Below are 24,665 nucleotides of genomic sequence, written 5' to 3'. Positions count from 1 at the left end.
TTTGTTCAAGGTTCGATCTGGATTGCTTCCCTTTGTTCGCAAAGACAATAGGTTGGTTGTTTCTTCCTACCGGTCTTCTTTATTTTTTAATAAAAATAAGATCCCAGACGTCATGGCCTAAACCCTGTCCCCGTTTTTCAAATTTGGTAACCGGTCGGGTTTCCGGTCTTGGCGAATAGCCTCCCTCGGTCATTTTATTGACAAGGGTATTCTCGTTTGAAAGAACCTCCAGCATTTGCTGGGCGTACTCTTCCCAATCGGTAGCACAATGAATAAACCCGCCCTGCTTAATGGCAGCAGTCAGAGTTTTTATTAGTTCAGGCTGAATTAAACGCCGCTTATGGTGGCGTTTTTTAGGCCAGGGATCGGGAAAAAAAATCTGTACTCCCGCTAGACTATCAGGCGGAATTTGCTTTGTGAAAATCTCAACCGCATCATGGACGACAATGCGGACATTCTCTATATTTTTTTCATGAAGATCGGCGATAATACTCCCCACTCCTGCTCGATGCACTTCAATACCAAGAAAATTCTGTTCCGGATGCGCCTCGGCCATAGCCAGCAGGGAGGCTCCCATCCCAAAACCAATTTCAACCACGGTTTCTGCATCCCGTTTAAACAGCTCTGACCAATTCCAGAAAGTGCCAGTAAAAGGCACCTCATAATGCGCCAGTAAATTATCCAGTGCGAATTGCTGCCTGTTACTGATGCGCCCGGCTCTCAGCACATAGCTTTTAATAGTACGTTTCATAAAACCTGCGATACAATAAAAAAGGGAAGGAGTATAACAAAAAAGCGAGAGTCTCGACCAGCACCAGAAAAAAGGGTATAATCCATTATCTTTGGTCTACAAAGCACTTTTTGATTGCATAATTTGACATTTTTTGCTATAAAAGCGCTCTTGTATTATCCCCGGCTGATTTGTGGCTTAAGCCTTTAATTCAAGCCCAGCTAGATGTAAATCTACAGAACCTTTGGAGCAACAATATGTCAAGAGTATGTCAGGTAACTGGCAAGCGACCAATCACTGGTAACAATGTTTCGCATGCCAATAATAAAACCCGCAGACGTTTCCTGCCTAATATTAAACGACGTCGTTTCTGGTTTGAAGAAGAACAACGTTTTGTCACACTCAGAGTCAGCACTAAAGGTCTTCGTACTATAGACAAACTGGGTATTAAAGCAATTGTTGACAAACTTAGAGCCGAAGGCGAAAAAGTTTAACTGACTGAGGAATTTCAAAATGGCTAAAAAAACCAGGATCACATTAAAATTAGTATCCACCGCTGGAACAGGGCATTTCTATACTACTAGAAAAAACCCAACTACTACTCCGGAAAAACTGGAATTCAATAAATTTGATCCCGTTGCTCGTAAGCACGTACCTTACAAAGAAGCAAAAATCAAATAAAAAAAAGCCTCCACTTGAGGCTTTTTTTTCATCGTGTTTAAAGCTCATCTAAAATTATCTGCTTGTTCTTTTGCAATTAAACCCACTCAAAATAAAAAGTTTTGATTCTTGTCCAATCCCCTACTGGATAATCCAAGTGAATCAGTTAAACTTACTAGTATAAACGCGGGTAAACAAAGAGGATTTGAATGAAACCATCGTTGCAGCTCAGTATTAGTCAGCAGCTGACATTAACCCCACAGTTACAACAGGCAATACGCCTGCTTCAGTTATCCACCCTGGATTTACAACAGGAAATTCAACAGGCGGTTGAATCCAATCCCATGCTTGAGGCAAGTCCCAATGAGGATAAGGAGGATTCTTCAGAAGCAGATCACCAAATCCCCGATGAGTTTGCCGACTTCCAATGGTCGCAACTGTACTCCAATAGCGGAAAACGTAGTTTGTTTGAAGATAATGATCTTAATTATGATAATCTGCATTGCACCACCACTAATCTGCAGGATCATCTACGCTGGCAGCTAGAGCTGACTCCGATGAGCGATGTGGATCGGGTAATTGCCACTGCAATTATTGATGCTATTGATAACGATGGCTTTTTAACACAGAGCCTGACAGAGCTCCATACCAGCCTGGATAGCGAAAGCCATCCTCTCGAAATGGATGAAATTGAGGTGGTGCGGCATCGCTTGCAGCATTTTGATCCCGTAGGCTGTGCCTCAGTCAATCTTTCTGAAACCCTTTTAGTACAGCTTGAACAACTACCCGGTGAAAACAGCGATGTCGAGCTTGCCAAGGAAATTATACGAAACAGCATCGAATTACTGGGCCAGCACAATTACCGGCAGCTTATTAAAAATTACCAGACTAGTGAAGAACAGTTAAATCGTGCCTTACAGATCATCCAAAAGCTTAATCCAAAACCTGGCACAGTGATTCAGGAAGAAATTACCGAATATATTATTCCGGATGTTATTGTCAAAAAAATAGATGGCCGGTGGCAGGTATTATTAAATCAGAGTACCCTCCCCCGTTTATCAATTAATAATCAATATGCTTCATTGATTCAAAGAGCGGACAATAGCCCCGATAATCAATTCCTTAAAAATAATCTTCAGGAAGCCCGCTGGTTTTTAAAAAGCATTCAAAGCAGGCAGGAAACCTTATTAAAAGTTGCCAGTTGTATTGTCGATTATCAAATGGATTTCTTCGAGCATGGTGATGAGGCGATGAAACCGTTGATCCTGAACGATGTCGCTCAGGCTCTGGATATGCATGAGTCCACTATTTCCAGAGTGACTACGCAAAAATTTATGCATACCCCGCGCGGCGTGTTTGAACTTAAGTATTTTTTCTCAAGTCATGTCGCCACTTCTACGGGCGGCGAATGCTCATCAACGGCTATCCGTGCAGTAATAAAGAAACTCATTGCTGCAGAAAATAGAAAAAAACCGCTGAGCGACAGTAAAATTGCAGAGCTTATTGCACAACAAGGGATACAGGTTGCCCGTCGTACTGTAGCAAAATATCGGGAGGCAATGGGGATACCCCCTTCCAATGAAAGAAAAAGTATTTCATAATGTAGTTGTAATCAAAGAAGGAGAAATGTTATGGAAATTAATTTTACAGGCCATAATGTTGATGTCACCCCTGCTTTAAGAGACTTTACTAAAGGTAAATTCAATAAGCTTGAGCGTCATTTTGATAAAATAACGGCAATCCATGTAGTTTTCGATATCGAAAAGCTGGTAAAAATTGCTGAAGCGACTATCTTAGTTGCCAAAGCCGAGATTCATGCTCGAGCCGAATCTGAAGATATGTATGCAGCCATTGATGTGTTGGTCGACAAACTCAACCGCCAACTCATCAAGCATAAAGAAAAAATTCAAACCCACCGCGAATAATTAACCGATTAAAAGTTAAATCGGGCCTTTTGGCCCGATTTTTTTCTGCATCACTTCCACCTTCGCACAAGGGTGTCAACATAAGAAATTCTCCTTAAATCCTCTCTCCCCTGGGGAGAGAGTTAGAGAGAGGGGATTTCTCTAGTAAACTTACTCCATATCACCAGTATATTCACCAAAGCAAGCCATACTGTTTAATTTCGCGCGTTTCAATAAAGCAGCCTGTGCTTTCTCAACATTCTCTGATTTCCCTTTCCATGCTTGCAGACAGTCTTCCTGTAAGGCTCTGCCATAAGAGAAACTTAATACCCAAGGCTGATAACCTGTGCAGTTAATCGCATTCAAATTGGCAGTAGCCTGCTCCGGACTTTGACCGCCTGAGAGGAAATTGATTGTTGGAACCGCTGCAGGAACCATGTTACGGAATACGCTGATCGTGTAATCAGCTACTTCTTCAGGAGTAGAAAATGGATTATGTTTTTTACCGCTCGTAATCATACTTGGCTTCAGAACAATGTTTTCAAGCTCCACCTGATGAATGAACAGTGAATGGAAGAGTTCGTGCAGAACCATTTCGGTCGCCTGGGCGCAATGCTCGATATCGTGATCTCCATCCATTAATACTTCAGGCTCAACAATAGGTACTATCCCGGTTGCCTGACAAATAGAAGCATAACGAGCCAGCATTTCGGCACCAGCCTTAATTGCCGTTAAACTGGGGGTGCAATCGGTAATTGAATACACATTACGCCATTTAGCAAAGCGCGCACCCAATTTTTTGAAATGAGCCAGACGCTCAGCCAGACCATCAAGTCCCTGAGTAACTTTTTCATCATTGGTGTTGGGCAATGTAATCAATCCCTTATCCACTTTAATGCCAGGCACAATCCCTTTGGCAGCAAATAATTCAGCAACAGACGTTCCATTCTGGTCGCGGTGTTCAAAGGTTTCTTCAAATAAAATCACGCCATTGATGTACTGCTCCAAACCCTCTGTGTTTGCCAGTAATAAACGGTAATCGCGGCGATTCTCTTCCGTATTTTCCACATTGATGGTTTCAAAACGTTTGCCGATCGTCCCGCTGCTTTCGTCGGCGGCCAGAATACCCTTGCCATCTTGTAAAAGCTGATCCATTGTCGTTACCAATTCATCATAATTCATAGTCACTTCTTCTCCTCATTGTTTCTTATTTCAGGATTTATTCAGCTTTGCATCAATTGGAGCTGCAATCCGGTTTTTGAGTTACCGTGAAATATACTTTTCGCGTATAACCTGTTGAGTAGCAAATCCTTTGGATTTTAACAGTTCAAAAGACTCGTCGATCATACCCGGATTTCCACATAAATAAACTATATCTTCTTCTGGATTCAGACTTAATTCGGTAAACGCGTGCTGTACATAGCCGCTGAACTGATGCTCAATTAAGGATTCGCTGGGCTCACGGCTTAACTGCGCTCTGAAAATGACCTGCTGCGGAAACGCCTTGGCTAGCTCAAGAAACTCATTTTCATACAGGACATCGTTGCGGGTTTGTCCACCAAACAAAATAACCAGCTTGAGATCGGGATCCATTTCCATACGACGCTTTAATTCAGGCAGCATTGCCCGGTATGGAGTGACTCCGGTACTGGTCGCTACCAGCAAATACCGCTTCGGCGGCTCTTCCTTTAGCGTCAGTCTTCCAAAGGGACCACTAATCTGAATCACGTCCCCTGGCTGCAGATTAAATAAGAATGCTGTGCCAGGGCCATTTTCTACATAACCTGCCGCAAACTCAATGCGATTGTCACACAATGGAACATTGGCGATACTATAGCTGCGCTTTAATTGTTTGCCATCCCGGTCGAAATGAATACTAATGAACTGACCTGGCAAGTAAGTAAAAGGCGGATCCTCTTGGAGTTCAAATATAAAATGCTTTACTTTTGAGGATAACATGAAAGCATCAGCTAGTTTGGCAGAGATAGTTTTGACTGGCATTATTGAATTACCCGATAAAAAAAAATTTAATATAGTAAAAAAACTGTATTTGCAAGAGATCTCTTTTTAAAAAAGTATATAATTAAACCATGAATAGTGCAGATTTAATTCAAATGATCGGCAATTTAAGTCGATCCCTCTTTCCTGTACAGTCCCTGATTTCCGGATTGGCCTATATATTGGGCATTTTATTCTTCATGACCGCGATTGCCAAACTGCGAAAAATTGGAGATTATCGCGCCAATTCATCTTCACAGGAAAAAATGTTTGGACCCATCGCCTATATAGTAGGCGGAGCTGCTTTGCTTTTTCTTCCCTCAGCAGTTTCTTCCTTATCAAATACGGCTTTCGGGGTTGGAAATATATTGCAATACGCTAATTATAATCCCACAAATATCTACAGCTCAATGGACTTGGTCATAAGAACCGCGGGATTGATCTGGTTTGTTCGCGGCGCTGTACTGCTGACTCATGCCAGTGAGCCGGGAGTGCAAGATGGCCCAAAAGGCCTTGCTTTTCTGGCTGGAGGTGTGTTTGCCATGAATTTTGATAATACCATTGCATTCATGGGCTGGATTGTCAACCAGTTGACCTCATTGGCACTCACATTCCGCTATGTTTAGCAGGGCGGCCAAAAAGCCAGCCTGTTGATTAATCCCCTTCCTTACAGATTTTCAAATCATTTTCTTTGGCGAAATCCATAATAGCCTGGTATACCTGCGGGCTGGTTTCTTTAAGTTTGGGATCAAGTAAAACGCATTTGTAGCCTTCTGCATTAACACTTGGCTGTAATAAGGGAGAGTATCGAATTCGACGATTTTTAAAACTGGCTAAGGTACCGCTCATGCGCTCAGCCCAATCGCTGGGACGAAAGGTTTTTCCCTGCTGAGTTACCCCTTCAATTACAATTTTCTTATCATCAGAATCAGACATTTCAAACGCATAAACAAAACAGTATGCCTATTATAGCATCATATTGAAAAAACAACGACTCGCAAAATTACTCTGACAGAAAATATGACATTCTAAATCAGAGCTATTCTTCTGGATCTAATTCAGGCTTAATCACTCAAGAGCAATAACGAATAAACGCTAACCGCTGATTATAACAAATTTATTAGAAAAGGATAATCATGGCGAGACACTTGCCAATTATGCTAGGATAATTCAATTTTTATGTAGCAGGTATTAGCAGTGAACCCCAAAGAGAGTCATTCCGGGATCTATTTACTCCCCAATCTTTTTACAACAGCAAGTCTGTTTGCAGCGTTTTATTCCATTGTCGCCTCATTAAAGAACCAATATGAAACGGCTGTCATTGCTATTTTTATTGGCATGCTCGCTGATGGCCTGGATGGCCGCATCGCACGTTTGACCAACACACAAACCGCTTTTGGCGCACAATACGACAGTTTATCGGATATGGTCACTTTTGGAGTAGCCCCTTCGTTGCTGGTTTACAGCTGGGGATTGGACAGGCTGGGTAAAATTGGCTGGCTGGTTGCTTTCGTTTACACAGCCGCAGTCGCCTTGAGATTAGCCCGTTTTAACACCCAGGTTGAGGTAGCCGATAAGCGCTATTTTCAGGGCCTGGCCTGCCCTCCCGCGGCTGCAATTGTCTCTTCTTTCGTATGGCTTTGTTTTCAAAATGAGTTTAATCATCTTTCTATTGTCATTCTAACTGCTGCTATTACAGTGATTACCGCAGTACTGATGGTCAGCAATATTCGTTATCATAGTTTTAAAGAAATTGATTTCAAAGGCAAAGTACCTTTCTTATATCTGCTGATCACCGTTATATTATTTGTGGCGATTGCTGCCAATCCCTCAGTTGTTTTATTCATTGGATTTGTTCTTTACGCATTATCCGGACCGCTTCAGCTTCTGGTATCGCTGCATAAAAAGCGGCGATTTGAAAAACAGCCTCCGGCAGAATGAGTGTGCTGGGTTTAGCTGTGGCTAAGGCTTAACCCCTGCTCCCTACGTCCTCCTCCTGTACTCCCTACGTCCATCGGCTTGTACTCCCTACGTCCCTCGGCTTGTCCGAGGGATCCAGGAAACTCATAGAGAAGCACTGGACCCCGCGGACAAGCCGCAGGGCGTAGGGGGGTGTAGATACCGATGGAACAGGCAACGGGCGTAGGTGAATATCAAGTAGGTGCCATTCGGCTAAGGATTATCCCACTATTATTCCGGCTCTCCAAATCGGTTATTGATCAACGCGACTAATGCCTTTTCCATTTCAACTTCATCAGGGCCTTCAATCACCAGCTCCAGCTCACTGCCCACTCCACCCGCCAGCATCATCACGCCCATAATGCTTTTCCCATTGACGGTTTTTTTGTTGAAAGTCACATCGATCTGGCTCTGATAACGTGCAGCCAGGGCAACAAATTTGGCCGAGGCTCTGGCATGTAAACCGAGCTTATTAATAATTTTTACTGTGGTTTTTATCATAAACTCTCATCTGCAGTGAATCGGTTATTAATTTTTATCCGGGGATTATTTGGTGCTTCCATTAGTCGATTAAAAAGCTCTTTTTCACAAGTCAGCCCGCGGCATATTCCAGTAAATTCCGGGTCGGAAAACTGAACAATGATATCACGCAATAATTTCAGATGACGCTCGCTTTGATTTTCAGGAACGGCCAATCCAATGATTAAATCCGTTAGCTGCCGGTCTTCAGCACAGAAATCAACAGGATGCAGCAAGCGGATGAAACAGGCTCTAGCCTGATTTAAATCCTTAACACGCACATGGGGAATGGCGATACCCTGGCCAATTGCCGTACTACCCATGCTTTCTCGCTTCCAGTAAGCACTGAAAAGATCTTCACGATTTAATTCAGAAAAACAATCGCTTAATATCTGGCTAATCTTTTGTAATACGGCTGCTTTACTTTTAGAATTTGAATCAATATTGACACAATCAGGAGCCATTATTTGAGCTAAGAACATGCAAGCCTCTCCAAATCCGGCCTTGTTATATAAATAGAAAACCCGTCGTCTTTGCGAACACAGTGAAGCACTCCAGATTGAATCTTGAGCAAAATCAGGAACTGGATTGCTTCGCTGACGCTCGCAAAGACGGTTTTGTATGCACCTGTCTTCATTTATGCAACAACGCCTCCAAATCCGCAGAGTCTGTATTTTACTGCTCTTGCCTACAGAGCACAATCTTTGTTTTATATCTCAAACCAGGCACAGAGAGGCAGGTGATCAGATAAGGTTCTCCAGGGTTTCCCATGCAGACAAAGGGCTTCCAGAGGTTTTAAACCCCGATAATAAATACGATCCACGCAAAGCGTGGGTTTTATAGCTGGAAACGAACGAGCGGGTTCACCCTTCAAAGTTAGAAAGGCTTCATATATCTGAAGTTCTTCCGCCAAAGGTTTAGACAAATGCAATCGCCAATCATTAAAATCACCGGCCATGATCAGAGGTTCATCCTCTGGAATAGACTCTGAGATTCGCTGCATCAACGCCCGGCATTGAAACGCCCGTTCGCGTTTGAATAATCCTAAATGTACGCAAAGCAAATGCAGATTTTTTTGTTCACTCCCCTCGCCGATTTTAATTTGACTATGAAGAATGCTTCTGGAAGCGCGGTTTCGACTGGATAAGTTAAGATTTTCAAAGGCCTCGAAGCTATATTTGCTAAGGATTGCATTCCCATGATGACCCGATTGGTACACAGCATTCTTGGCATAAAGAAAATGAGGCCATTCTTTTTCAGCAATATATTCAAACTGCGGTCTATCTGGCCATTTCCCAATTCGCTTTTCTCTGCGAATATGAAGTCCCTGCACTTCCTGTAAAAAAACAAAATCAGGGCTCAGACCAGATAAGGCCATACGCATTTGCGGTAGTAAAAACCGAAGTCTTCCCGCGCCAAAACCTTTGTGAATATTGTAGGTAATTATTGAAAAGGTTTTTCCAGATGTTGCCATGGAGCTCTTTGTCAGATGCCTGTATATCAAGAATACCACTATTTCCTGGTGCTGAAACAGATAGTTCCATATATTTCAAACTCGATGCAACAAGGTTTTATTGAAAGTTACCAGCGCATAGCTCACAATAGCGTCCCATCTTTGGACACAACGAATTAATCAACATCATCTGATTCAACCAGGAACCAACCATGTATCATAATTTAGGGCTTAACTATGACCGCAGCATTGATGATGTAGTCGCTGAATTAGAAGGAATTGACCCGGAGGAAGTGAAACAGCTTAGCATCGATTCACTTGATTCCAGTCTGTTTTCTTATGAAGACCTGCTCACTATTAGTCAGAAAGCCCCGGGATTTATTGAAGGCCTGGATATTAGCAATTTAAACCCTAATAAATTTGATCTGCAAAAACTGGGGGAGTTCTTTTCACAGCTGCCCGAACAATTTTTAAAAATCGGGATTAATATAAGAGGATTAAAACTACAGCCCATTGATAAAGTCTGCGGCTTAATAACCAGCCTGGCATCCACAGCAATACACCATTTGGAATTATCGGATAATGCCACCGACGAAATGAATATTGATGGAATCAATGAAGAGAGTTTTTTTGACCGCAGCCCCGAAGAAATTATTAAAATGGCTCGCTCATTACCTCCTCATATTCATTCATTGGCTCTGGTTAAAGCAAATATTCACAGCGGAAACTACCGAAATCTGATTCTTTTTTTACAAAACCTGCCTGAAACAGTGACGAGTCTTGATTTAAGCGAAAACTCATTTGATAATTTAAATTTCGGCCAGATACTGCGCATTTTAGCGTCTATTCCCAAACAGGTGACCTCACTTAAGCTTTGCAATAACAATCTGGGCAGATTTTCCAGGGTAATGGCTCTATTATGCGACGTATTACCTAAAAATCTGATTAAGCTGGATTTAAGTTTCAATGATTTTGCCGGAGCTTTTATCAATTTAAAGCCACTTGAGCAGCTCTGTAAATTAAAATTAGCCGGTAACAACTATGAAGCATTGCATTATCGAGCGCTAAGACTTCGTTTCCAGGGCTTGCCTGCGCGGGCAACACAAGTTATGTTCTGCTTCTCTCATCCGGAAAATCAAAGAAGCTCCTACATAAACCCGGCCAACTTCAGCTTTGCTGATTGGAATCAATCCAGCATGAAACAATTTTTTGATGTTCAGAGGTTATTTCCTCAGCCCGCTTCGTCTGGTCGATTCAATTTCTTTCCCCTGGAGGGTAGCGACAGTCAGCCTTCAGATGAGGTCAATGAAACTGACAACACAGTCTCGTTAGCAAAAGACGGAACATCTCCGAGAAGACCGTTTTAGAACTATTGCAGATTGAAACAGATCAGGGTAGATTGTTTTGCCTGATATCAACCTGGTATAGCTTCAAACCGGAATTGTTTTTTGAGGATTGGAATGTCCTGTCGATTTGAGCTTAGCAACAGCGAGCCTTGGAACTTGTTTATAGAGGTTAGTGCCGAACTCACATTCCTGCCGCTCGAGAAAGAGCAAAACCTGCAAATAATCATCAATGCGTTAACTTCGCAATTTTCTCATATGAGAAAGGTCACTCTTGCCGGCAACGGTTTAATGCAGTTCGATTACGAGGAGTATGTCAGTATATTACGCGCGCTTCCAAAAGGGCTGCGCAATCTCGATATATCCGCTAATTATTTAGATCGTTTCAATATTGAACAACTGGTATTTCTCGGGTATGTATTGCCCGCCCAATTACGCTGTATCAAAGCAAACAGGAATAACCTTCCAACACAACTGCTTGTTTCGTTTCTTAATGGACTTGCATGTAATTTGCCTTTACTGGAACAACTGGATATACGTTACAACCCACTTCCATCCTACAACAGCTTTGCGCTTGTCAGCATCTGGCAGGCGTTGCCAAGAACCTTGCGGCAATTGCTCGCAGATAGTGTCGATCTGTCAGAGTATCCCCCGGAACAGATTATTGAGCTTATTCCTCATTATCCTCTTTCTTTACGCAGCCTGCACATAGACTTTTGTTCAGGAGGCTGGAGTGCTCAATTAGTATTTTCCTTATTGAGACACCTGCCGCCTCATCTTAAAAAACTGATAATTGCCATTCCTTTTCCTCAAAGCATTTCGCAAAGCATGCTAGAAGCCTGGAAGACAGTACCCAAACATATCAATGAAATTGAAATTCTGGATACTAGTTTACAAAGAGACTGGATCAGTAGTTTGTCTGTTTTTATTGAGAACCTGAAAGTAGAAAAACTAAATCTGGCTTATAATAATCTGGGTCTTGTTGAACCAGCAGATGCGGTACTTTTAACTCGCTCCATCTCTCCTTCCACAAAGCATCTGGACTTATCCAACAACCAATTGTTAAAGAGTAACATACCCTTCTTTTTTGCCGGACTTTCAAAGGGATTAAAAACCCTTTTTCTTCACGGCAATGGTTTTGAACGCCTTAGCAGAGAAGAACTGATTGCTTATTTCAAGTTTCTTCCCCCTGGCGATATCCGTATTCATTTTGGTAAGATGAAGATTACTCCCAGAGAATTTGAGACTTCCAGGTATATAAATTACTCTCCTTTTTTATCAACGGAGCCTATTTCGAATGATAGCCCTATCATTGGCGATCCTGTCCATTTAAGCGAAAGTATTAATTTATTGCGCCATAGCTTCCACTGTCGATTTTTCAAAACGAAACATAATTTAGTGCAGCCCCCAAAAGAAAATACTACAGAGTTCACCCAATGCTCCTCTCCCACGATTTTGATGCCGTCTCCCAAGCATCCGCAATCAATTAGCTGGCTTCAAAGCAGATAAGTTCAGATGGTTTTAGTTATACTATAACGAGTCAACTGATTTAAACATTGCAGAGTAATTATGGACAACTTATATTTTGATATTCCCGGCTTTCAGATTGCCGGTAGAACCTGGGGTGACAAAAGTCTGCCTCCATTACTATGCCTGCACGGCTGGCTGGATAATGCCAACTCGTTTGAACCTCTGGCTCCCTTTTTGAGCGAAAAATTTTATGTTATTGCCGTAGACTTGCCCGGGCATGGTTTGTCATCTCATTTACCTGACGGATATCATTATCATTTTAGTGATGGCATTTTCACTGTGTATCAGATTATTAAACAGTTGGGTTATGAGAAAATTCATTTACTGGGGCATTCGATGGGAGCTTGTCTTGCGAGCCTTGCAGCCGGTGTACTTACGGAGAATATTTTGTCGTCGGTCTTAATTGAAGGTTTAGGCCCCTTGTCCTCTTCAGAGGAAACATGTAGTGAACAACTTTCCAATTATATAAAACGCAGCCTTTATAGTCCTGCCAAAGCGGCCAAACCTTATCCCTCTCTTGAACTGGCAGCACAGGCAAGAGCCCAAAACGGCCACTTACCCATTGAGTATGCACGAATTCTCTGTCAGCGCGGTGTGGATGAACAAGTAAAAGGTTATTATTGGCGGCATGACCGTAAATTGATTCACCCCACTCCACTGCGAATGACCGAAGGGCAGGTTCTTTCCTGTCTCAAAGAAATTATTTCCCCAAGCTATCTTATCTGGGCCGATAATGGCTTTGGCTTTCCCAAGGAAGCAATGGAAAAACGAGTCCAGGCTGTTAAAGGTATCCAGGTGCAGATGTTGTCAGGCGGTCATCATATTCATATGGAAAATCCGGAAACGGTTGCAAAAGCTATGCAGAGTTTTTACAAATCGCTTGAATAAGCCTTACAGGAATAGCATGATTAAGAGATGCCCGGTCAAAGCGACCGGGCTTAAGAAAGACGATTAGCTACATGAGTTGTAGTTAATAGCGACAACGCCTAATGATTTTTTGATGTCGTCGACTGAGTAGCCCAGGTCTTTCGCTGCGCTAATCATACCGCAACCGCCTTCATCAAATGTCTCATAAGGTGTCCAGTAATCCATATTAGCTTTAACCATCACGTCAAAAGCCTTTTTAGGATCCCAGCCAGCCTGATTAGACAGTGTGTAATACAATCTGTTATACACACCACTGGAGAAGTGAACGTCCAGACTGCTATCGTATTCGTCGGCGGAATCGATTGACATACCATCTTTACTGGGTACATCCATATAACGCAGAGTTTCCCAACCGCTGTCTTCTTTCATGATTTCAGCGCCGATCATCCAACTGCTTTTGCCCACTGAATAATACTCAGCTGCCATTGCCGCCATGTCAGAGAATGACTCGTTCATTCCGCCTGATTGACCATAGTATTCCAGTCCGGAATGCTGTTCAGTAAATCCGTGGCTTACTTCATGGCTGCCGACACCCAGAGAAACTAATGGATACATAAAGGTATCACCATCACCGAAGGTCATTTGTTTGCCATCCCAATATGCATTTTCATAACCTTGACCATAGTGTACGCGCATTACTAACTGCATGGGCGAACCATCTCGTTTCTTCAACGCTTCTACACCATACCAGTCGTGGTACATGTGTTTGATTACATAACCCGCATACAATGCATCATTGGTTGGTGAATAGGCGCCATTGTCGCGATCATAGCCATCCGCTTTGTAACCAGTCCAGAAAATGTCCTCATCCCCATCATTCTTCTTACAGGAGAAACTCATGGGCTTGTTGGTTGAATAATAACTATGCTCCATATCCACTACACGGACTTCTTTATTCTCCATATAGCATTTATTGAGCAGTTTGGAGCGGGTAATTTCCAGGAGTGGAAGATCACGGCCATAACTCACTTCACCTACTTTGCTGTTACCGCCAAAGCCTTTCCCTTTAACCGCAGCACGCCCTGTCTTGATATCATTCCATTGGACAAATGGTTTTAAAGTATCAGCGTCCAGAATTGCGGAGGGTCTTTCCGGAATACGGTCATCATAACGAACATAAACGCTTACTTTATAAGCCCAGTGCGCCTTGTTTTGTTTATCGATAAACACTACCGGCGTAACTTGCTCTTCGCTGACATCATTTAAATTATATTGCGCTTTGAATTGATTCAGCGCCGCGTCGCCATTTTTTATAAAATCAGCAGATGGTTTGCCTAATTCCGCTTTTAAACCGGAATACACTTTACCATTCATTGAAACCTTGCCTTTTCCAGCTACCAGGCTGTTCGCCGCATTGGTGCTATGAAGAATGGCATAACCACCGATTACATTATAACCCGCATATTGCTGCTGCATACGGACATGGTTTACATGATTTTTATCAGTGCTTTGCTGCAAATATTGCAGACTATCGTCAGACGTCGACAGACCTTGCTGTACCCCGGGTAAAGCCAGATGAAACTGTTGTTGGAGATTCTGCAAAGACGCATTTTGTAACTGCACAGGCTCGGCTGCATGGGCAGAAGAGGCAATGATGAGTGACAAACCTGCTGCAAGAGGTGATAATTTGAGATTGTAGTGCATTAATACTAACTCCTTAAGCTAATACACATGAGGCAGCTCGTCCCAGAGAGCCCATGTTGTTAAAAAACACCAGACTTGACTCAAAAAATTTGACAGCCTGACTTTGAAAAGTCTGGTAACAACCAACCAGTAAAAACAACTAACTGAATCGGTTTCCGAATTCCAGCTTAAAGCATCTGAGGTTGGCTTATACCAAAATCCGTGAAAGCAATTCTATCAGCTAGCAGTCAAACTACCATAGTTTTATTTAATTTTAAATTGTTAATTTTTAATCTGTTAATCGCCCATTATTTAAAGAATACCTTATCAGGCTTTTGCACTTGTCTGCTCTTATACTGTACAATACCGCTTTCTTTTTTTTCGTGCTTGGCATGGCTACTATTATTACTGATATTGATTTGGCGGCTCATCAGCTCATCCGGGGTGATATTGTGGCCATTCCCACAGAAACCGTTTATGGCCTGGCAGGAAATGCCAGCGATGAAGCAGCTATCGCTAAAATCTATCAACTGAAAAACAGACCCCTAAATCATCCGCTGATAGTGCATGTGGCATCGGATAGCGATTTGCTGGAATGGGTAAGTTATATTCCTCCTTATGCGTATAAACTTATGGAGAAATTCTGGCCTGGTCCTTTGACTTTAGTGTTCTCAGTCCGCCCTGGAAAAATCAGCCCATCAGTGACAGGCGGTCAGTCGACCGTCGCAATACGCTGCCCGGCTCATCCCATTGCCCAAACTCTGCTTCATAGCCTGAACTTTCCATTAGTGGCTCCCTCCGCCAATCCTTTTGGAAAAATAAGCCCGACCACCGCCGAACATGTCCAGGACAGCTTCCACAATGATTCATTGCTTATTCTCGATGGCGGTCGAGCGACAGTAGGTATTGAATCCACTATTATTGATGCGACGCATCCTGAAAGTTATCAATTATTACGAGCAGGCATTATCAATGAAGAAACACTGGATACCTTTCTCAATGCAAAAGCCTTGTCTTTAGAAAATGAAACCCGTGTTTCAGGCAGGCTAAAGCAACACTATCAGCCCGAAAAAACACTTTTTTATTTTGATAACCAATACAGCCTTAAACAATTTATTCAAAACCAATCGCAATCGGTCTACGCCCTATGCTTCGAGAAGCTTAGTCTGCCAGCTATTCATGCCAGTTATCAATTACCTGCCGATGCCAGCGAACTCGCTTATGAGCTTTATTTCCAATTACGGCGTGCTGATAAATCGGAGGCCGTAGTCATTGCCATCGAACTGCCTCCTGATACTGTAGAATGGCAGGGAATACGCGAACGGATTATCAAAGCAGGAAGACCTGGAACGTAAAAGGATAAAACCCTGAATCTATTTAGAAGCAATCTTGCCGGTATCATGCCGATATGTTCGAGCATCTGGACAATATTAAATTCTTCAGGCAGAATCCATCCAATTTTTGCAAGTTAACTAAGTCATGAAGAAAATTCTGGTATTACATGGCCCCAATTTGAATCGGCTTGGAACTCGGGAACCAGAGGTTTATGGAACATCAACCCTGGACGAAATCAATCAACGCTTACAAGAAGATGCCGGCAAAGCCCAAGTCTCAATTGTCTGTCTTCAAAGCAACAGCGAGTCAGAATTGATTGACAGAATCCATCAGGCCGCGGATGAACAGGTAAACCATATAATTATCAATGCCGCCGGCTTAACCCATACCAGTATTGCTCTTCGTGATGCACTGGCTGCTGTAGCCATTCCATTTATTGAAGTACATTTGAGTAATATTCATTCACGCGAAGTGTTTCGCCACCATTCTTTTTTGTCCTCAATCGCGGAGGGTATAATTTGCGGCTTTGGTGCCAATAGTTATTACCTTGCATTGCAAGCGATTGTGAATAATTAATAATTTTTAGAGAGTAACCAATGGATATCCGCAAAATCAGAAAATTAATCGAACTACTGGAAGAAACCGGTATTTCAGAAATAGAAATTAAAGAAGGCGAAGAGTCAGTGCGCCTAAGCCGTCATTATACGATGGAAGCGCCGCAAGCCGTCCGTTATGCTCCGCCTCCTGTTGCGGCTCCTGCCAACCAGGCCAGCCCTATGCCGGCTACTGCGGAAAACAAGGAGAACATTACAACAACAGCGAAAGGACATCGGGTCAAATCACCGATGGTCGGCACGATGTATACCTCTCCCTCTCCTGATGCTCCTGCATTCGTTACGATAGGCCAGACTGTTAAGGCCGGCGACACACTTTGCATCGTCGAAGCAATGAAAATGTTCAACGAAATTGAAGCAGATCGGGCAGGCAGAATTGTCGATATTCTGGTGGCTAACGGGGAGCCGGTTGAATACGACCAACCCTTGTTTGTGATTGAAGAATAAGGGAGTCCTTATGCTTAGTAAAATTGTAATTGCCAATCGCGGAGAAATTGCCCTGCGAATTCTTCGTGCCTGCAAAGAGCTGGGAATTCAAACGGTTGCTGTACACTCCGATGTGGATAAAGACTTGCTTCATGTGCGGCTGGCCGATGAAACGGTGTGCATTGGTCCTGCTCCCTCTCAAAAAAGCTATCTTAATATTCCGGCTATCATCTCGGCCGCTGAAATTACTGATGCCGTAGCCATCCATCCCGGTTATGGATTTTTATCAGAAAATGCCGATTTTGCCGACATTGTTGAGCAAAGCGGTTTCACCTTTATTGGCCCGCGCGGCGACACTATTCGTCTGATGGGAGACAAGGTTTCTGCAATTGCCGCCATGAAAAAAGCGGGCGTGCCCTGTGTTCCAGGCTCAGATGGTCCCCTGACTGATGACGACAAATTAAACTTGTCTCTTGCCAAGCAGATTGGCTATCCAGTTATTATTAAAGCCGCAGGCGGAGGCGGCGGACGAGGCATGCGGGTTGTTCATTCTGAAGCCAACCTGCTTAACGCAATCGCCTTAACCAGCAGTGAAGCGAAAGCGGCCTTCAATAACCCGATTGTCTACATGGAGAAATTTCTTGAAAATCCTCGCCATGTGGAGTTTCAGGTGCTGGGCGATGGAAAGGGCAATGCTATCCATTTGGGCGAGCGTGACTGCTCTATGCAGCGCCGCCATCAAAAAGTGATCGAAGAAGCGCCAGCTCCCGGTATTACAGCAGACCTTCGCAAGGAAATTGGCGATCGCGTAGTGAACGCCTGCCGTGAGCTCAAATACCGCGGTGCAGGAACCTTTGAATTTCTTTATCAGGACGGTTGCTTTTATTTTATCGAAATGAATACCCGTATCCAGGTAGAACATCCGGTCACCGAGATGATCACCGGTATCGATTTGATTAAAGAGCAAATCAAAATCGCCAGCGATTTGCCATTCACTCTTAAACAAGAAGACATTAAGCTGAAAGGCCATGCGGTTGAATGCCGTATTAACGCGGAAGATCCCAGAAACTTCATGCCCTGTCCCGGAACAATTCGTCTGCTGCATCAGCCAGGAGGGCCTGGAATTCGCTTTGATTCGCATATCTATAGCAGCTACACCGTTCCCCCCAATTATGACTCCATGATTGGAAAGCTTATCAGTTATGGGGAAACCCGGGCAGAAGCCTTCGCGAGAATGCGAAATGCGCTCGATGAAATTATTATTGACGGGATTAAGACCAATATTGAATTACACCAGCGCATTCTGCGTGATAAAGCCTTTATGCAGGGTGGAACCAATATTCACTACCTGGAAAAAATGTTGAAGGAATAAGGCTGTGTGGTATCAAATACAAATTGAAAATTGTCAGCATGAGCAGATTGAACTACTCAATGACTATTTGGAAAATGCCGGCGCCTTATCCATTACGCTCACTGACAAAAATGATGATCCGGTATTGGAACCAGCGCCAGGCACAACCCCTCTCTGGCCCGATGTCGTCATTAATGCCTTATTTTCAGAAGAGAGCGAGGCGCTGCAGACATTGAACAATCTGCAATCCGATTTCCCAATGCTGAACTCTCATATGGAGTCACTTCCAGATCAGGATTGGGAGCGAAGCTGGATGGACGATTTTAAACCCCAGCAGTTTGGCAAACGCTTATGGATTTGTCCTTCCTGGCATACTCCCCCTGAACCCGAAGCGGTGAATCTCATTCTGGATCCAGGTCTTGCCTTTGGAACTGGCAACCACGCGACCACCAGCCTTTGTCTGCATTGGCTGGGAAATAACGATGTCAGCGGTAAAACGATAATAGACTATGGTTGCGGCTCCGGGATCCTGGCACTGGCAGCGCTTAAACTGGGTGCAAAGAAGGCCTATGCGGTAGATATCGACCCGCAGGCTCTGCAAGCGACCGAAAATAACGCGATCAGCAATAATTTACTTAACGAGAGCTTGTTAATTAGTTTACCGGACGCGCTGACTGAACCGGTCGACCTGATGATAGCCAATATCCTTCTTTCTCCCTTGCTTCAGCTAAAAAATGTATTTCACAAGCTGCTAAACTCAAAAAGCAGATTGCTGGTATCAGGCATTTTGAATGAGCAGGCCGAGGGCCTGGTTAAGGAATACGAGGATCGCTTTGCATTACTGCAAACCCACAATCATGAGGGATGGAGTTTGCTGGAATTTATCCGCAATGAATAATTCATTGAAATCTCCACTATTTTCCGAAAAAAAGGCTACAGGAGTATTTTATGGCTGAACAACACTGGCAAACTTTTTCTCCAAAACGTGCATTGCTTAGTGTCTCCGATAAACAGGGGATCGTCAGTTTGGCTAAACTGCTGAATGAATATGGCGTCGAACTGGTAGCTACCGGCAATACCGCTGTAATACTTCGAGAACAAGGCTTGGCAGTCACCGATGTCAGTGATTACACTGGCTTTCCTGAAATTATGAATGGGCGTGTCAAAACCTTGCATCCCGCGATTCATGCAGGCATCCTGGCCAGAGGAGAACAAGATTCTCCTGTCTTGCAGCAACATGGAATCAAAGCTTTTGATCTGGTTATTGTTAATCTTTATCCCTTCGAGCAAACGATTAGCAATCCGGAGTGTAATTTTGACAGTGCGATAGAAAATATAGATATCGGCGGCCCGTCAATGATACGAGGCGCTGCCAAAAATCATGCGCATGTCTCGGTTATCGTGAGTCCGGCTGATTACGATAAACTCTCTGAATATATTAAGGCAGGAAAGAAACCCGCGCACTGGAATTTCGAGCTGGCCAAGAAAGCCTTTGCTCATACAGCCGCCTATGACGCAGCCATTGCCAATTATTTTGGAACGCTGAATGAAAATAAAATTCCCAGCGGCTTCCCTGATACCCTGACCTGCCAGTTTACCAAACATTTTAATTTACGCTATGGGGAGAATCCTCATCAGCAAGCTGCGTTCTACCTGGAAAAAAAAGCATCTCCTCATTCATTGGCTCGGGCTGAAATCATCCAGGGCAAGGAATTATCTTATAACAACCTGCTGGATGCAGATGCCGGTTTTGATACCATCAAATCATTTACCAGAGAACAGCCTGTCTGTGTGATTGTCAAACATGGGAATCCCTGCGGTATTGCGCAGGCTAAAACCCAGTTACAAGCCTATATTAAGGCCTATGAATGCGATCCGGTTTCTGCCTATGGCGGTATTCTCGCCTTTAATGGCTGCCTGGAAGCAGAAACAGCACAGAATATCCTTTCTCGGCAATTCGCCGAAGTCATTATTGCGCCGGCGATTAGCGCTGAAGCCAAAGTCATTCTGGCAGGCAAACCAAATATTCGCGTGTTGGTTACGGGCGGCATAGCACCTTCCGAGCGTTTCGAACTGGATTCACGTCGAGTGGAAGGCGGCTTATTAATTCAGGAACACGACAGCTTTCCCATCGCCTCAGAACAATTCAAAATTGTTACCCGACAGCTCCCCTCCGAGCAGCAGAAAGAAGATCTGTTATTTGCCTGGGCGGCAGTAAAACATGTGAAATCCAATGCCATAGTTCTTGCTAAACATCATGCCACCATTGGTATTGGTGCAGGTCAAACCAGCCGCGTAATGAGTACCCGAATAGCCCTCTGGCAAGCCAAAGAGCGCCAGTTTGATTGCCGGCAAGCGGTCATGGCATCGGATGCTTTCATCCCCTTCGCGGACAGTGTGGAAATGGCCATTGAGGCAGGCATTACCGCCATTATTCAGCCGGGAGGCTCAATCCGGGATAATGAAGTTATAGAGGTAGCCAATGCCGCAGGCATCAGCATGATATTTACCGGCTTTCGCCATTTCAGGCATTAATAAAAATACTTATTTAAGCTTCCAAAAGTGATTAGCCCGATTATAATCAACCGGGCTATATCGAAGACTTGGAGCGCTTAGTCCTTAATCAATCCCAATTCTTTAACCGCTGCTTTCTCTTGACGCAATTCTTCAAGAGTCGCCTGGAATTTAGCTTGTCCGTAGTCGTTTAAAGGCAAATTCTCAACTACCGACAATTTGCCATTCTGTACGCGGCAAGGGTAGGAGAAAATTAAGCCTTTATCGACACCATACTCGCCATTTGAACGAAGGCACATAGAAAAGGATTCATGAGATACGGTATCGGTCACCAGATGATTCACACCCTGAATAATTGCATTGGCCGCAGACGCAGCTGAAGACGCGCCTCTGGCTTTGATTACTGCAGCACCGCGCTGCTGAACCGTAGAAACGAAAGTTTCTTTGAGCCAGCTTTCATCATTAATGACTTTGGCCGCTGACTCGCCTTTAATTTTTGCATTATAAAAATCAGGATACTGTGTCGCAGAATGGTTACCCCAAATAGTCATTTGCGTAACATCCGTTACCGGCACACCCGCTTTTTTAGCCAACTGGGTGCGGGCACGTAATTCATCCAGCATGGTCATCGCATAGAAACGATCACCAGGAACATCTGGCGCACTGTGCATAGCAATCAGGCAGTTTGTGTTGCAAGGATTTCCAACCACAAAAACACGGACGTCATCTGCTGCATGATCATTAATCGCCTGGCCTTGTTTGGTGAAAATACCGCCATTAATCTGCAATAAATCAGAGCGCTCCATGCCTTGTTTACGCGGAACCGCCCCCACGAGAACAGCCCAGTTAACGCCATTCATCCCGTCTTTTAAATCGGCAGTACAATGGATTCTTTTCAGCAATGGAAAAGCACAGTCATCCAGCTCCATAGCTACACCCTCAAGAGAAGGCAATGCCTGCTCAAGCTCCAGTAAATTCAGTTCCACTTCGGTTTCCGGACCAAACATTTGCCCTGAAGCAATACGGAACAGTAAGGCATAGCCAATCTGACCAGCAGCTCCAGTCACTGCAACTCTAACACGATTACTCATTATTTTTTTCCTTCTCTAACCATTGTTTGACTAAAAAAAGCGCCGCAATGCTGCGGGCTTCAGAAAAATCGGGGCGTAATAAAAGCTCATTGCTAGCATATAATGGCCATTCAATAACCTCCGGAGGTTCAGGCTCATCTCCAGATAATGACGCCGGATATAAGTCCCTGGCCAATACGACATCCAAACGCGCCCCAAAATAACCCGGAGCCAGGGTGAGAGAGTGTATCCAATCCAAACGCCTGGCTCCAAACCCTGCTTCCTCGCGCAACTCCCGATCAGCGGCCTGCAAAGCTGACTCTCCCTTTTCAATCAGCCCCTTGGGAAATGCCACTTCATAGGCATCAATCCCGGCAGCATATTCTCTGACCAGCAGCAAAGATTCGGAAGGTGTCAAGGCAACTATTAATACAGCCCCATGCCCATGATGACGAATCCGCTCATATACCCGCTGGGAACCATTGCTAAATTCTAATTGCATTTGCTCAATAGTAAACAAATTGGATTTTGCAATCACGGTTTTTTGCTTACAAACAGGTTTTTCACGCATTGATAAACTATCCCATCTTGTTAGCGCGGAGAGGATTAATTTTAATCACTCCACTTCTTTGCTGCCAAACAGCCCCTTGTGATATTATTACACTTCCACATAAGTCAGTCTAATCCGAGTCAATGATTCCAACATCACTGTATATTCATGTTCCCTGGTGTATTCGTAAATGCCCCTACTGCGATTTCAATTCACATAAAAGCCCTCAGGAGTTGCCGGAGCAACAATACGTCCAGGCTTTACTAAATGATCTCAAACAGGATCTCATTGATTTTCCTCAACGGCAAATTATTTCCATTTTTATTGGCGGAGGTACGCCCAGTTTATTATCAGCGAGCGCCTATGCCTGTCTTCTGGAAGAAGTTGGCAAACTGCTGCCCCTGGCCGAGGATATTGAAATTACCATGGAAGCCAATCCTGGCACGGTAGAACAGCAACGTTTCCGCGGCTATCGTGAAGCGGGAATTAACCGTCTCTCGCTTGGCATTCAAAGTTTCAATCCAAATCATTTAAAAACCTTAGGCCGGATTCATGATGAAAAGCAAGCGCATTTCGCCATAGAAACAGCCCGCAGCGCAGGATTTGATAATTTAAACCTTGATTTAATGCATGGATTGCCCGGACAGACTATAGAACAGGGACTAGACGACCTTAAGCAGGCACTGGCCTATGAGCCTGAGCATTTATCCTGGTATCAGCTAACGCTTGAACCCAATACTGTTTTTTACAAGCAACGCCCTGTCCTTCCAGAGGATGATGAGATCGCTCTCATGGAAGAACAAGGCTTTGCCCTGCTGCAGCAATCTGGATATCAGCGCTATGAAATTTCTGCTTTTAGCAGAAAAAACAAGGCATCCCGGCATAATCTTAACTATTGGTTATTTGGAGACTATTTTGGTATTGGTGCAGGGGCGCATGGTAAGATAACCCAGGAGCTCACTACACCGAAGATTGTTCGCACTAATAAATACCGCCAGCCTGCTGACTATCTTAATAAAGACAAGCCCTATTGCGCCGGTAAAGAATCAATTGATGCCGACTCCCTGCTTTTTGAATTTTTCTTAAACACCACCCGCCTGGAACAGGCCATTCCCTTTGAACTGTTTACAGAAAGGACCGGATTATCTAAAAGCCTCTTGCTTGGCAAGTTAAAAAAAGCTGCTGACCTGAAACTAATCGTTCTTCAGGATGACTACTGGCAGGTAAGCCCTTTAGGAAGACAATTCACCAACAATCTGCAGGAACTTTTTTTGCCCTGAGACTCTTATAGCGGTTTATCAGGAATAGATTCTAGCTAACCCTTCACAAGCTTCGCAGTTTAACTGATAATGACTATTTAAATCGCCACTGCTCAGGAGAGGTTATGCTAAGCTTTTTGCTGTTTGTTTTTGTGGTTGTACTGGGTTATTTATCCGGGTCTGTCTGTTCCGCCGTTATCGTCAGCCGCATATTCTCCCTTCCCGATCCAAGAACAGAAGGCTCACAAAATCCTGGCGCCACCAATGTGCTTCGGCTGGCCGGAAAAAAATACGCAGTCATTGTTCTATTATGCGATGTGCTGAAAGGTCTGGTCCCCGTTCTCATTGCAAAAATTTTGCATGCAGGACCTGCAGCAATCAGCTTTACCTGTCTTGCAGCGGTACTAGGCCATATGTACCCCATTTTCTTTGATTTTAAAGGCGGAAAAGGAGTAGCTACAGCCATTGGCGCTTTTCTTGGCCTGCATTTTGTAATGGGAGTTGTGGTCATCGCCACCTGGCTTTTAGTCGCTAATTTCACCCGCTATTCATCGCTGGCCTCAATAATCGCAATATTGCTTGCCCCTCTGTATGCCTTATTAAGCCTCGGCAATCTGGATACTTTTCCGCCGCTCTTTTTTATTGCCCTGTTTGTTTTATATAAACATCGCGACAATATTACCCGGCTCATCGACGGCGAAGAGCCAAAGCTTCACTTCGGCCGCTCGAATTTAAAAAATATGACGGAGGAAATCCTTACGGAAACCGCTGAATTTACTTCACACGAAGCTGCAGAAGAAGCAGTAAACCAGGCTCCGATGCATGATAAGGTAACGGAACTTCAGCCTAAAAAACCTGCAAAAAAACGAAAACCAAAGCCCACTCCCCCTTGAGGCGAAG

27 protein-coding genes are annotated in these 24,665 nt (G+C 43.9%); 17 read left to right on the top strand and 10 right to left on the bottom strand.

Annotated elements, in window-relative coordinates; genetic code table 11:
• Positions 1–79 precede the first annotated feature (79 nt).
• On the bottom strand, positions 80–751 hold the full coding sequence (gene trmB, locus DYH61_RS02570; protein ID WP_058508406.1) for a tRNA (guanosine(46)-N7)-methyltransferase TrmB: 672 nt from the start codon (positions 749–751) through the stop codon (positions 80–82).
• Between the two features lie 236 nt (positions 752–987).
• Here trmB and rpmB point away from each other — a divergent pair, with 236 nt between their 5' ends.
• From rpmB to hpf, 4 genes are all read left to right on the top strand, one after another.
• Positions 988–1,224 carry a 50S ribosomal protein L28 gene (rpmB, locus tag DYH61_RS02565; protein ID WP_058508407.1) on the top strand — a complete coding sequence of 79 codons (237 nt, stop codon included), beginning with the start codon at positions 988–990 and terminating at the stop codon, positions 1,222–1,224.
• 19 nt (positions 1,225–1,243) lie between these two features.
• On the top strand, positions 1,244–1,411 hold the full coding sequence (rpmG, locus tag DYH61_RS02560; RefSeq protein ID WP_058508408.1) for a 50S ribosomal protein L33: 168 nt from the start codon (positions 1,244–1,246) through the stop codon (positions 1,409–1,411).
• Positions 1,412–1,599: 188 nt separating this feature from the next.
• Entirely contained in the window at positions 1,600–2,991 is a 1,392-nt protein-coding gene (locus DYH61_RS02555; protein ID WP_058508409.1) for an RNA polymerase factor sigma-54, read from the top strand.
• Positions 2,992–3,021: 30 nt separating this feature from the next.
• A complete protein-coding gene (hpf, locus tag DYH61_RS02550) occupies positions 3,022–3,315 on the top strand; it encodes a ribosome hibernation-promoting factor, HPF/YfiA family (protein WP_058508410.1) in 294 nt (97 codons plus the stop codon).
• A gap of 150 nt (positions 3,316–3,465) precedes the next feature.
• Here the strand turns inward: hpf and DYH61_RS02545 are convergent, their stop codons facing one another.
• Positions 3,466–4,476: a class I fructose-bisphosphate aldolase gene (locus tag DYH61_RS02545; RefSeq protein WP_058508411.1), complete on the bottom strand. Its 1,011-nt coding sequence runs from the start codon at positions 4,474–4,476 to the stop codon at positions 3,466–3,468.
• Between the two features lie 81 nt (positions 4,477–4,557).
• On the bottom strand, positions 4,558–5,295 hold the full coding sequence (locus tag DYH61_RS02540; protein ID WP_058508412.1) for a ferredoxin--NADP reductase: 738 nt from the start codon (positions 5,293–5,295) through the stop codon (positions 4,558–4,560).
• Positions 5,296–5,384: 89 nt separating this feature from the next.
• Between DYH61_RS02540 and DYH61_RS02535 the strand changes: the two genes are divergently transcribed.
• The gene (locus DYH61_RS02535; protein WP_058508413.1) at positions 5,385–5,918 is read left to right on the top strand and encodes a hypothetical protein; all 534 of its coding nucleotides are present in this window, start codon (positions 5,385–5,387) and stop codon (positions 5,916–5,918) included.
• Positions 5,919–5,946: 28 nt separating this feature from the next.
• On the opposite strand, the gene DYH61_RS02530 is transcribed toward DYH61_RS02535, so the two are convergent.
• A complete protein-coding gene (locus tag DYH61_RS02530) occupies positions 5,947–6,228 on the bottom strand; it encodes a DUF3579 domain-containing protein (protein ID WP_058508414.1) in 282 nt (93 codons plus the stop codon).
• Between the two features lie 261 nt (positions 6,229–6,489).
• On the opposite strand from DYH61_RS02530, the gene pssA reads away from it, so the two are divergent.
• Complete coding sequence (pssA, locus tag DYH61_RS02525; protein ID WP_058508415.1) at positions 6,490–7,233, top strand: CDP-diacylglycerol--serine O-phosphatidyltransferase; 744 nt, start codon at positions 6,490–6,492, stop codon at positions 7,231–7,233.
• A 249-nt stretch (positions 7,234–7,482) separates the two neighbouring features.
• Here the strand turns inward: pssA and DYH61_RS02520 are convergent, their stop codons facing one another.
• The 3 genes from DYH61_RS02520 to DYH61_RS02510 form a co-directional block, all read right to left on the bottom strand.
• Complete coding sequence (locus DYH61_RS02520; RefSeq protein ID WP_058508416.1) at positions 7,483–7,752, bottom strand: HPr family phosphocarrier protein; 270 nt, start codon at positions 7,750–7,752, stop codon at positions 7,483–7,485.
• The gene (locus DYH61_RS02515; protein ID WP_058508417.1) at positions 7,749–8,252 is read right to left on the bottom strand and encodes a PTS sugar transporter subunit IIA; all 504 of its coding nucleotides are present in this window, start codon (positions 8,250–8,252) and stop codon (positions 7,749–7,751) included. The genes DYH61_RS02520 and DYH61_RS02515 overlap by 4 nt, the downstream gene beginning before the upstream one ends.
• Before the next feature lie 227 nt (positions 8,253–8,479).
• A complete protein-coding gene (locus tag DYH61_RS02510) occupies positions 8,480–9,244 on the bottom strand; it encodes an endonuclease/exonuclease/phosphatase family protein (RefSeq protein WP_058508418.1) in 765 nt (254 codons plus the stop codon).
• Between the two features lie 191 nt (positions 9,245–9,435).
• Between DYH61_RS02510 and DYH61_RS02505 the strand changes: the two genes are divergently transcribed.
• The 3 genes from DYH61_RS02505 to DYH61_RS02495 all read left to right on the top strand — a co-directional run bounded on the left by DYH61_RS02505 (position 9,436) and on the right by DYH61_RS02495 (position 12,984).
• The gene (locus DYH61_RS02505) at positions 9,436–10,590 is read left to right on the top strand and encodes a leucine-rich repeat domain-containing protein (RefSeq protein ID WP_058508419.1); all 1,155 of its coding nucleotides are present in this window, start codon (positions 9,436–9,438) and stop codon (positions 10,588–10,590) included.
• Between the two features lie 93 nt (positions 10,591–10,683).
• A complete protein-coding gene (locus tag DYH61_RS02500) occupies positions 10,684–12,075 on the top strand; it encodes a leucine-rich repeat domain-containing protein (protein WP_058508420.1) in 1,392 nt (463 codons plus the stop codon).
• 60 nt (positions 12,076–12,135) lie between these two features.
• The gene (locus DYH61_RS02495; RefSeq protein ID WP_058508421.1) at positions 12,136–12,984 is read left to right on the top strand and encodes an alpha/beta fold hydrolase; all 849 of its coding nucleotides are present in this window, start codon (positions 12,136–12,138) and stop codon (positions 12,982–12,984) included.
• A gap of 63 nt (positions 12,985–13,047) precedes the next feature.
• Here DYH61_RS02495 and proA read toward each other — a convergent pair whose 3' ends face one another.
• A complete protein-coding gene (proA, locus tag DYH61_RS02490) occupies positions 13,048–14,667 on the bottom strand; it encodes a zinc metalloprotease ProA (protein WP_058508422.1) in 1,620 nt (539 codons plus the stop codon).
• 371 nt (positions 14,668–15,038) lie between these two features.
• On the opposite strand from proA, the gene DYH61_RS02485 reads away from it, so the two are divergent.
• The 6 genes from DYH61_RS02485 to purH all read left to right on the top strand — a co-directional run bounded on the left by DYH61_RS02485 (position 15,039) and on the right by purH (position 20,907).
• Positions 15,039–16,001 (top strand): L-threonylcarbamoyladenylate synthase, encoded by a 963-nt coding sequence (locus DYH61_RS02485; RefSeq protein WP_058508521.1) that lies wholly within the window; start codon positions 15,039–15,041, stop codon positions 15,999–16,001.
• Positions 16,002–16,125: 124 nt separating this feature from the next.
• Positions 16,126–16,557 carry a type II 3-dehydroquinate dehydratase gene (aroQ, locus tag DYH61_RS02480; protein WP_058508423.1) on the top strand — a complete coding sequence of 144 codons (432 nt, stop codon included), beginning with the start codon at positions 16,126–16,128 and terminating at the stop codon, positions 16,555–16,557.
• Between the two features lie 20 nt (positions 16,558–16,577).
• Positions 16,578–17,042: an acetyl-CoA carboxylase biotin carboxyl carrier protein gene (accB, locus tag DYH61_RS02475; RefSeq protein ID WP_058508424.1), complete on the top strand. Its 465-nt coding sequence runs from the start codon at positions 16,578–16,580 to the stop codon at positions 17,040–17,042.
• 10 nt (positions 17,043–17,052) lie between these two features.
• Positions 17,053–18,393, top strand: a complete 1,341-nt coding sequence (accC, locus tag DYH61_RS02470; RefSeq protein ID WP_058508425.1) for an acetyl-CoA carboxylase biotin carboxylase subunit — start codon at positions 17,053–17,055, stop codon at positions 18,391–18,393.
• A 4-nt stretch (positions 18,394–18,397) separates the two neighbouring features.
• On the top strand, positions 18,398–19,270 hold the full coding sequence (gene prmA, locus DYH61_RS02465) for a 50S ribosomal protein L11 methyltransferase (RefSeq protein WP_058508426.1): 873 nt from the start codon (positions 18,398–18,400) through the stop codon (positions 19,268–19,270).
• 50 nt (positions 19,271–19,320) lie between these two features.
• Entirely contained in the window at positions 19,321–20,907 is a 1,587-nt protein-coding gene (gene purH / locus DYH61_RS02460) for a bifunctional phosphoribosylaminoimidazolecarboxamide formyltransferase/IMP cyclohydrolase (RefSeq protein WP_058508427.1), read from the top strand.
• A gap of 77 nt (positions 20,908–20,984) precedes the next feature.
• Here the strand turns inward: purH and DYH61_RS02455 are convergent, their stop codons facing one another.
• Positions 20,985–21,977 (bottom strand): malate dehydrogenase, encoded by a 993-nt coding sequence (locus DYH61_RS02455; RefSeq protein WP_058508428.1) that lies wholly within the window; start codon positions 21,975–21,977, stop codon positions 20,985–20,987.
• Positions 21,970–22,527, bottom strand: a complete 558-nt coding sequence (gene nudE, locus DYH61_RS02450; RefSeq protein WP_058508429.1) for an ADP compounds hydrolase NudE — start codon at positions 22,525–22,527, stop codon at positions 21,970–21,972. The genes DYH61_RS02455 and nudE overlap by 8 nt, the downstream gene beginning before the upstream one ends.
• 122 nt (positions 22,528–22,649) lie before the next feature.
• Here nudE and hemW point away from each other — a divergent pair, with 122 nt between their 5' ends.
• Both hemW and plsY read left to right on the top strand, forming a co-directional pair.
• A complete protein-coding gene (gene hemW / locus DYH61_RS02445; RefSeq protein WP_058508430.1) occupies positions 22,650–23,786 on the top strand; it encodes a radical SAM family heme chaperone HemW in 1,137 nt (378 codons plus the stop codon).
• A gap of 104 nt (positions 23,787–23,890) precedes the next feature.
• Entirely contained in the window at positions 23,891–24,658 is a 768-nt protein-coding gene (plsY, locus tag DYH61_RS02440) for a glycerol-3-phosphate 1-O-acyltransferase PlsY (RefSeq protein WP_058508431.1), read from the top strand.
• Positions 24,659–24,665 lie beyond the last annotated feature (7 nt).

Source organism: Legionella quinlivanii (genome assembly GCF_900461555.1).
In the GTDB taxonomy this organism is placed as follows: Bacteria; Pseudomonadota; Gammaproteobacteria; order Legionellales; family Legionellaceae; genus Legionella_C; species Legionella_C quinlivanii.
Note: the sequence above shows the minus strand (reverse complement) of the source record. Positions and strands in the feature narration are given on the sequence as shown.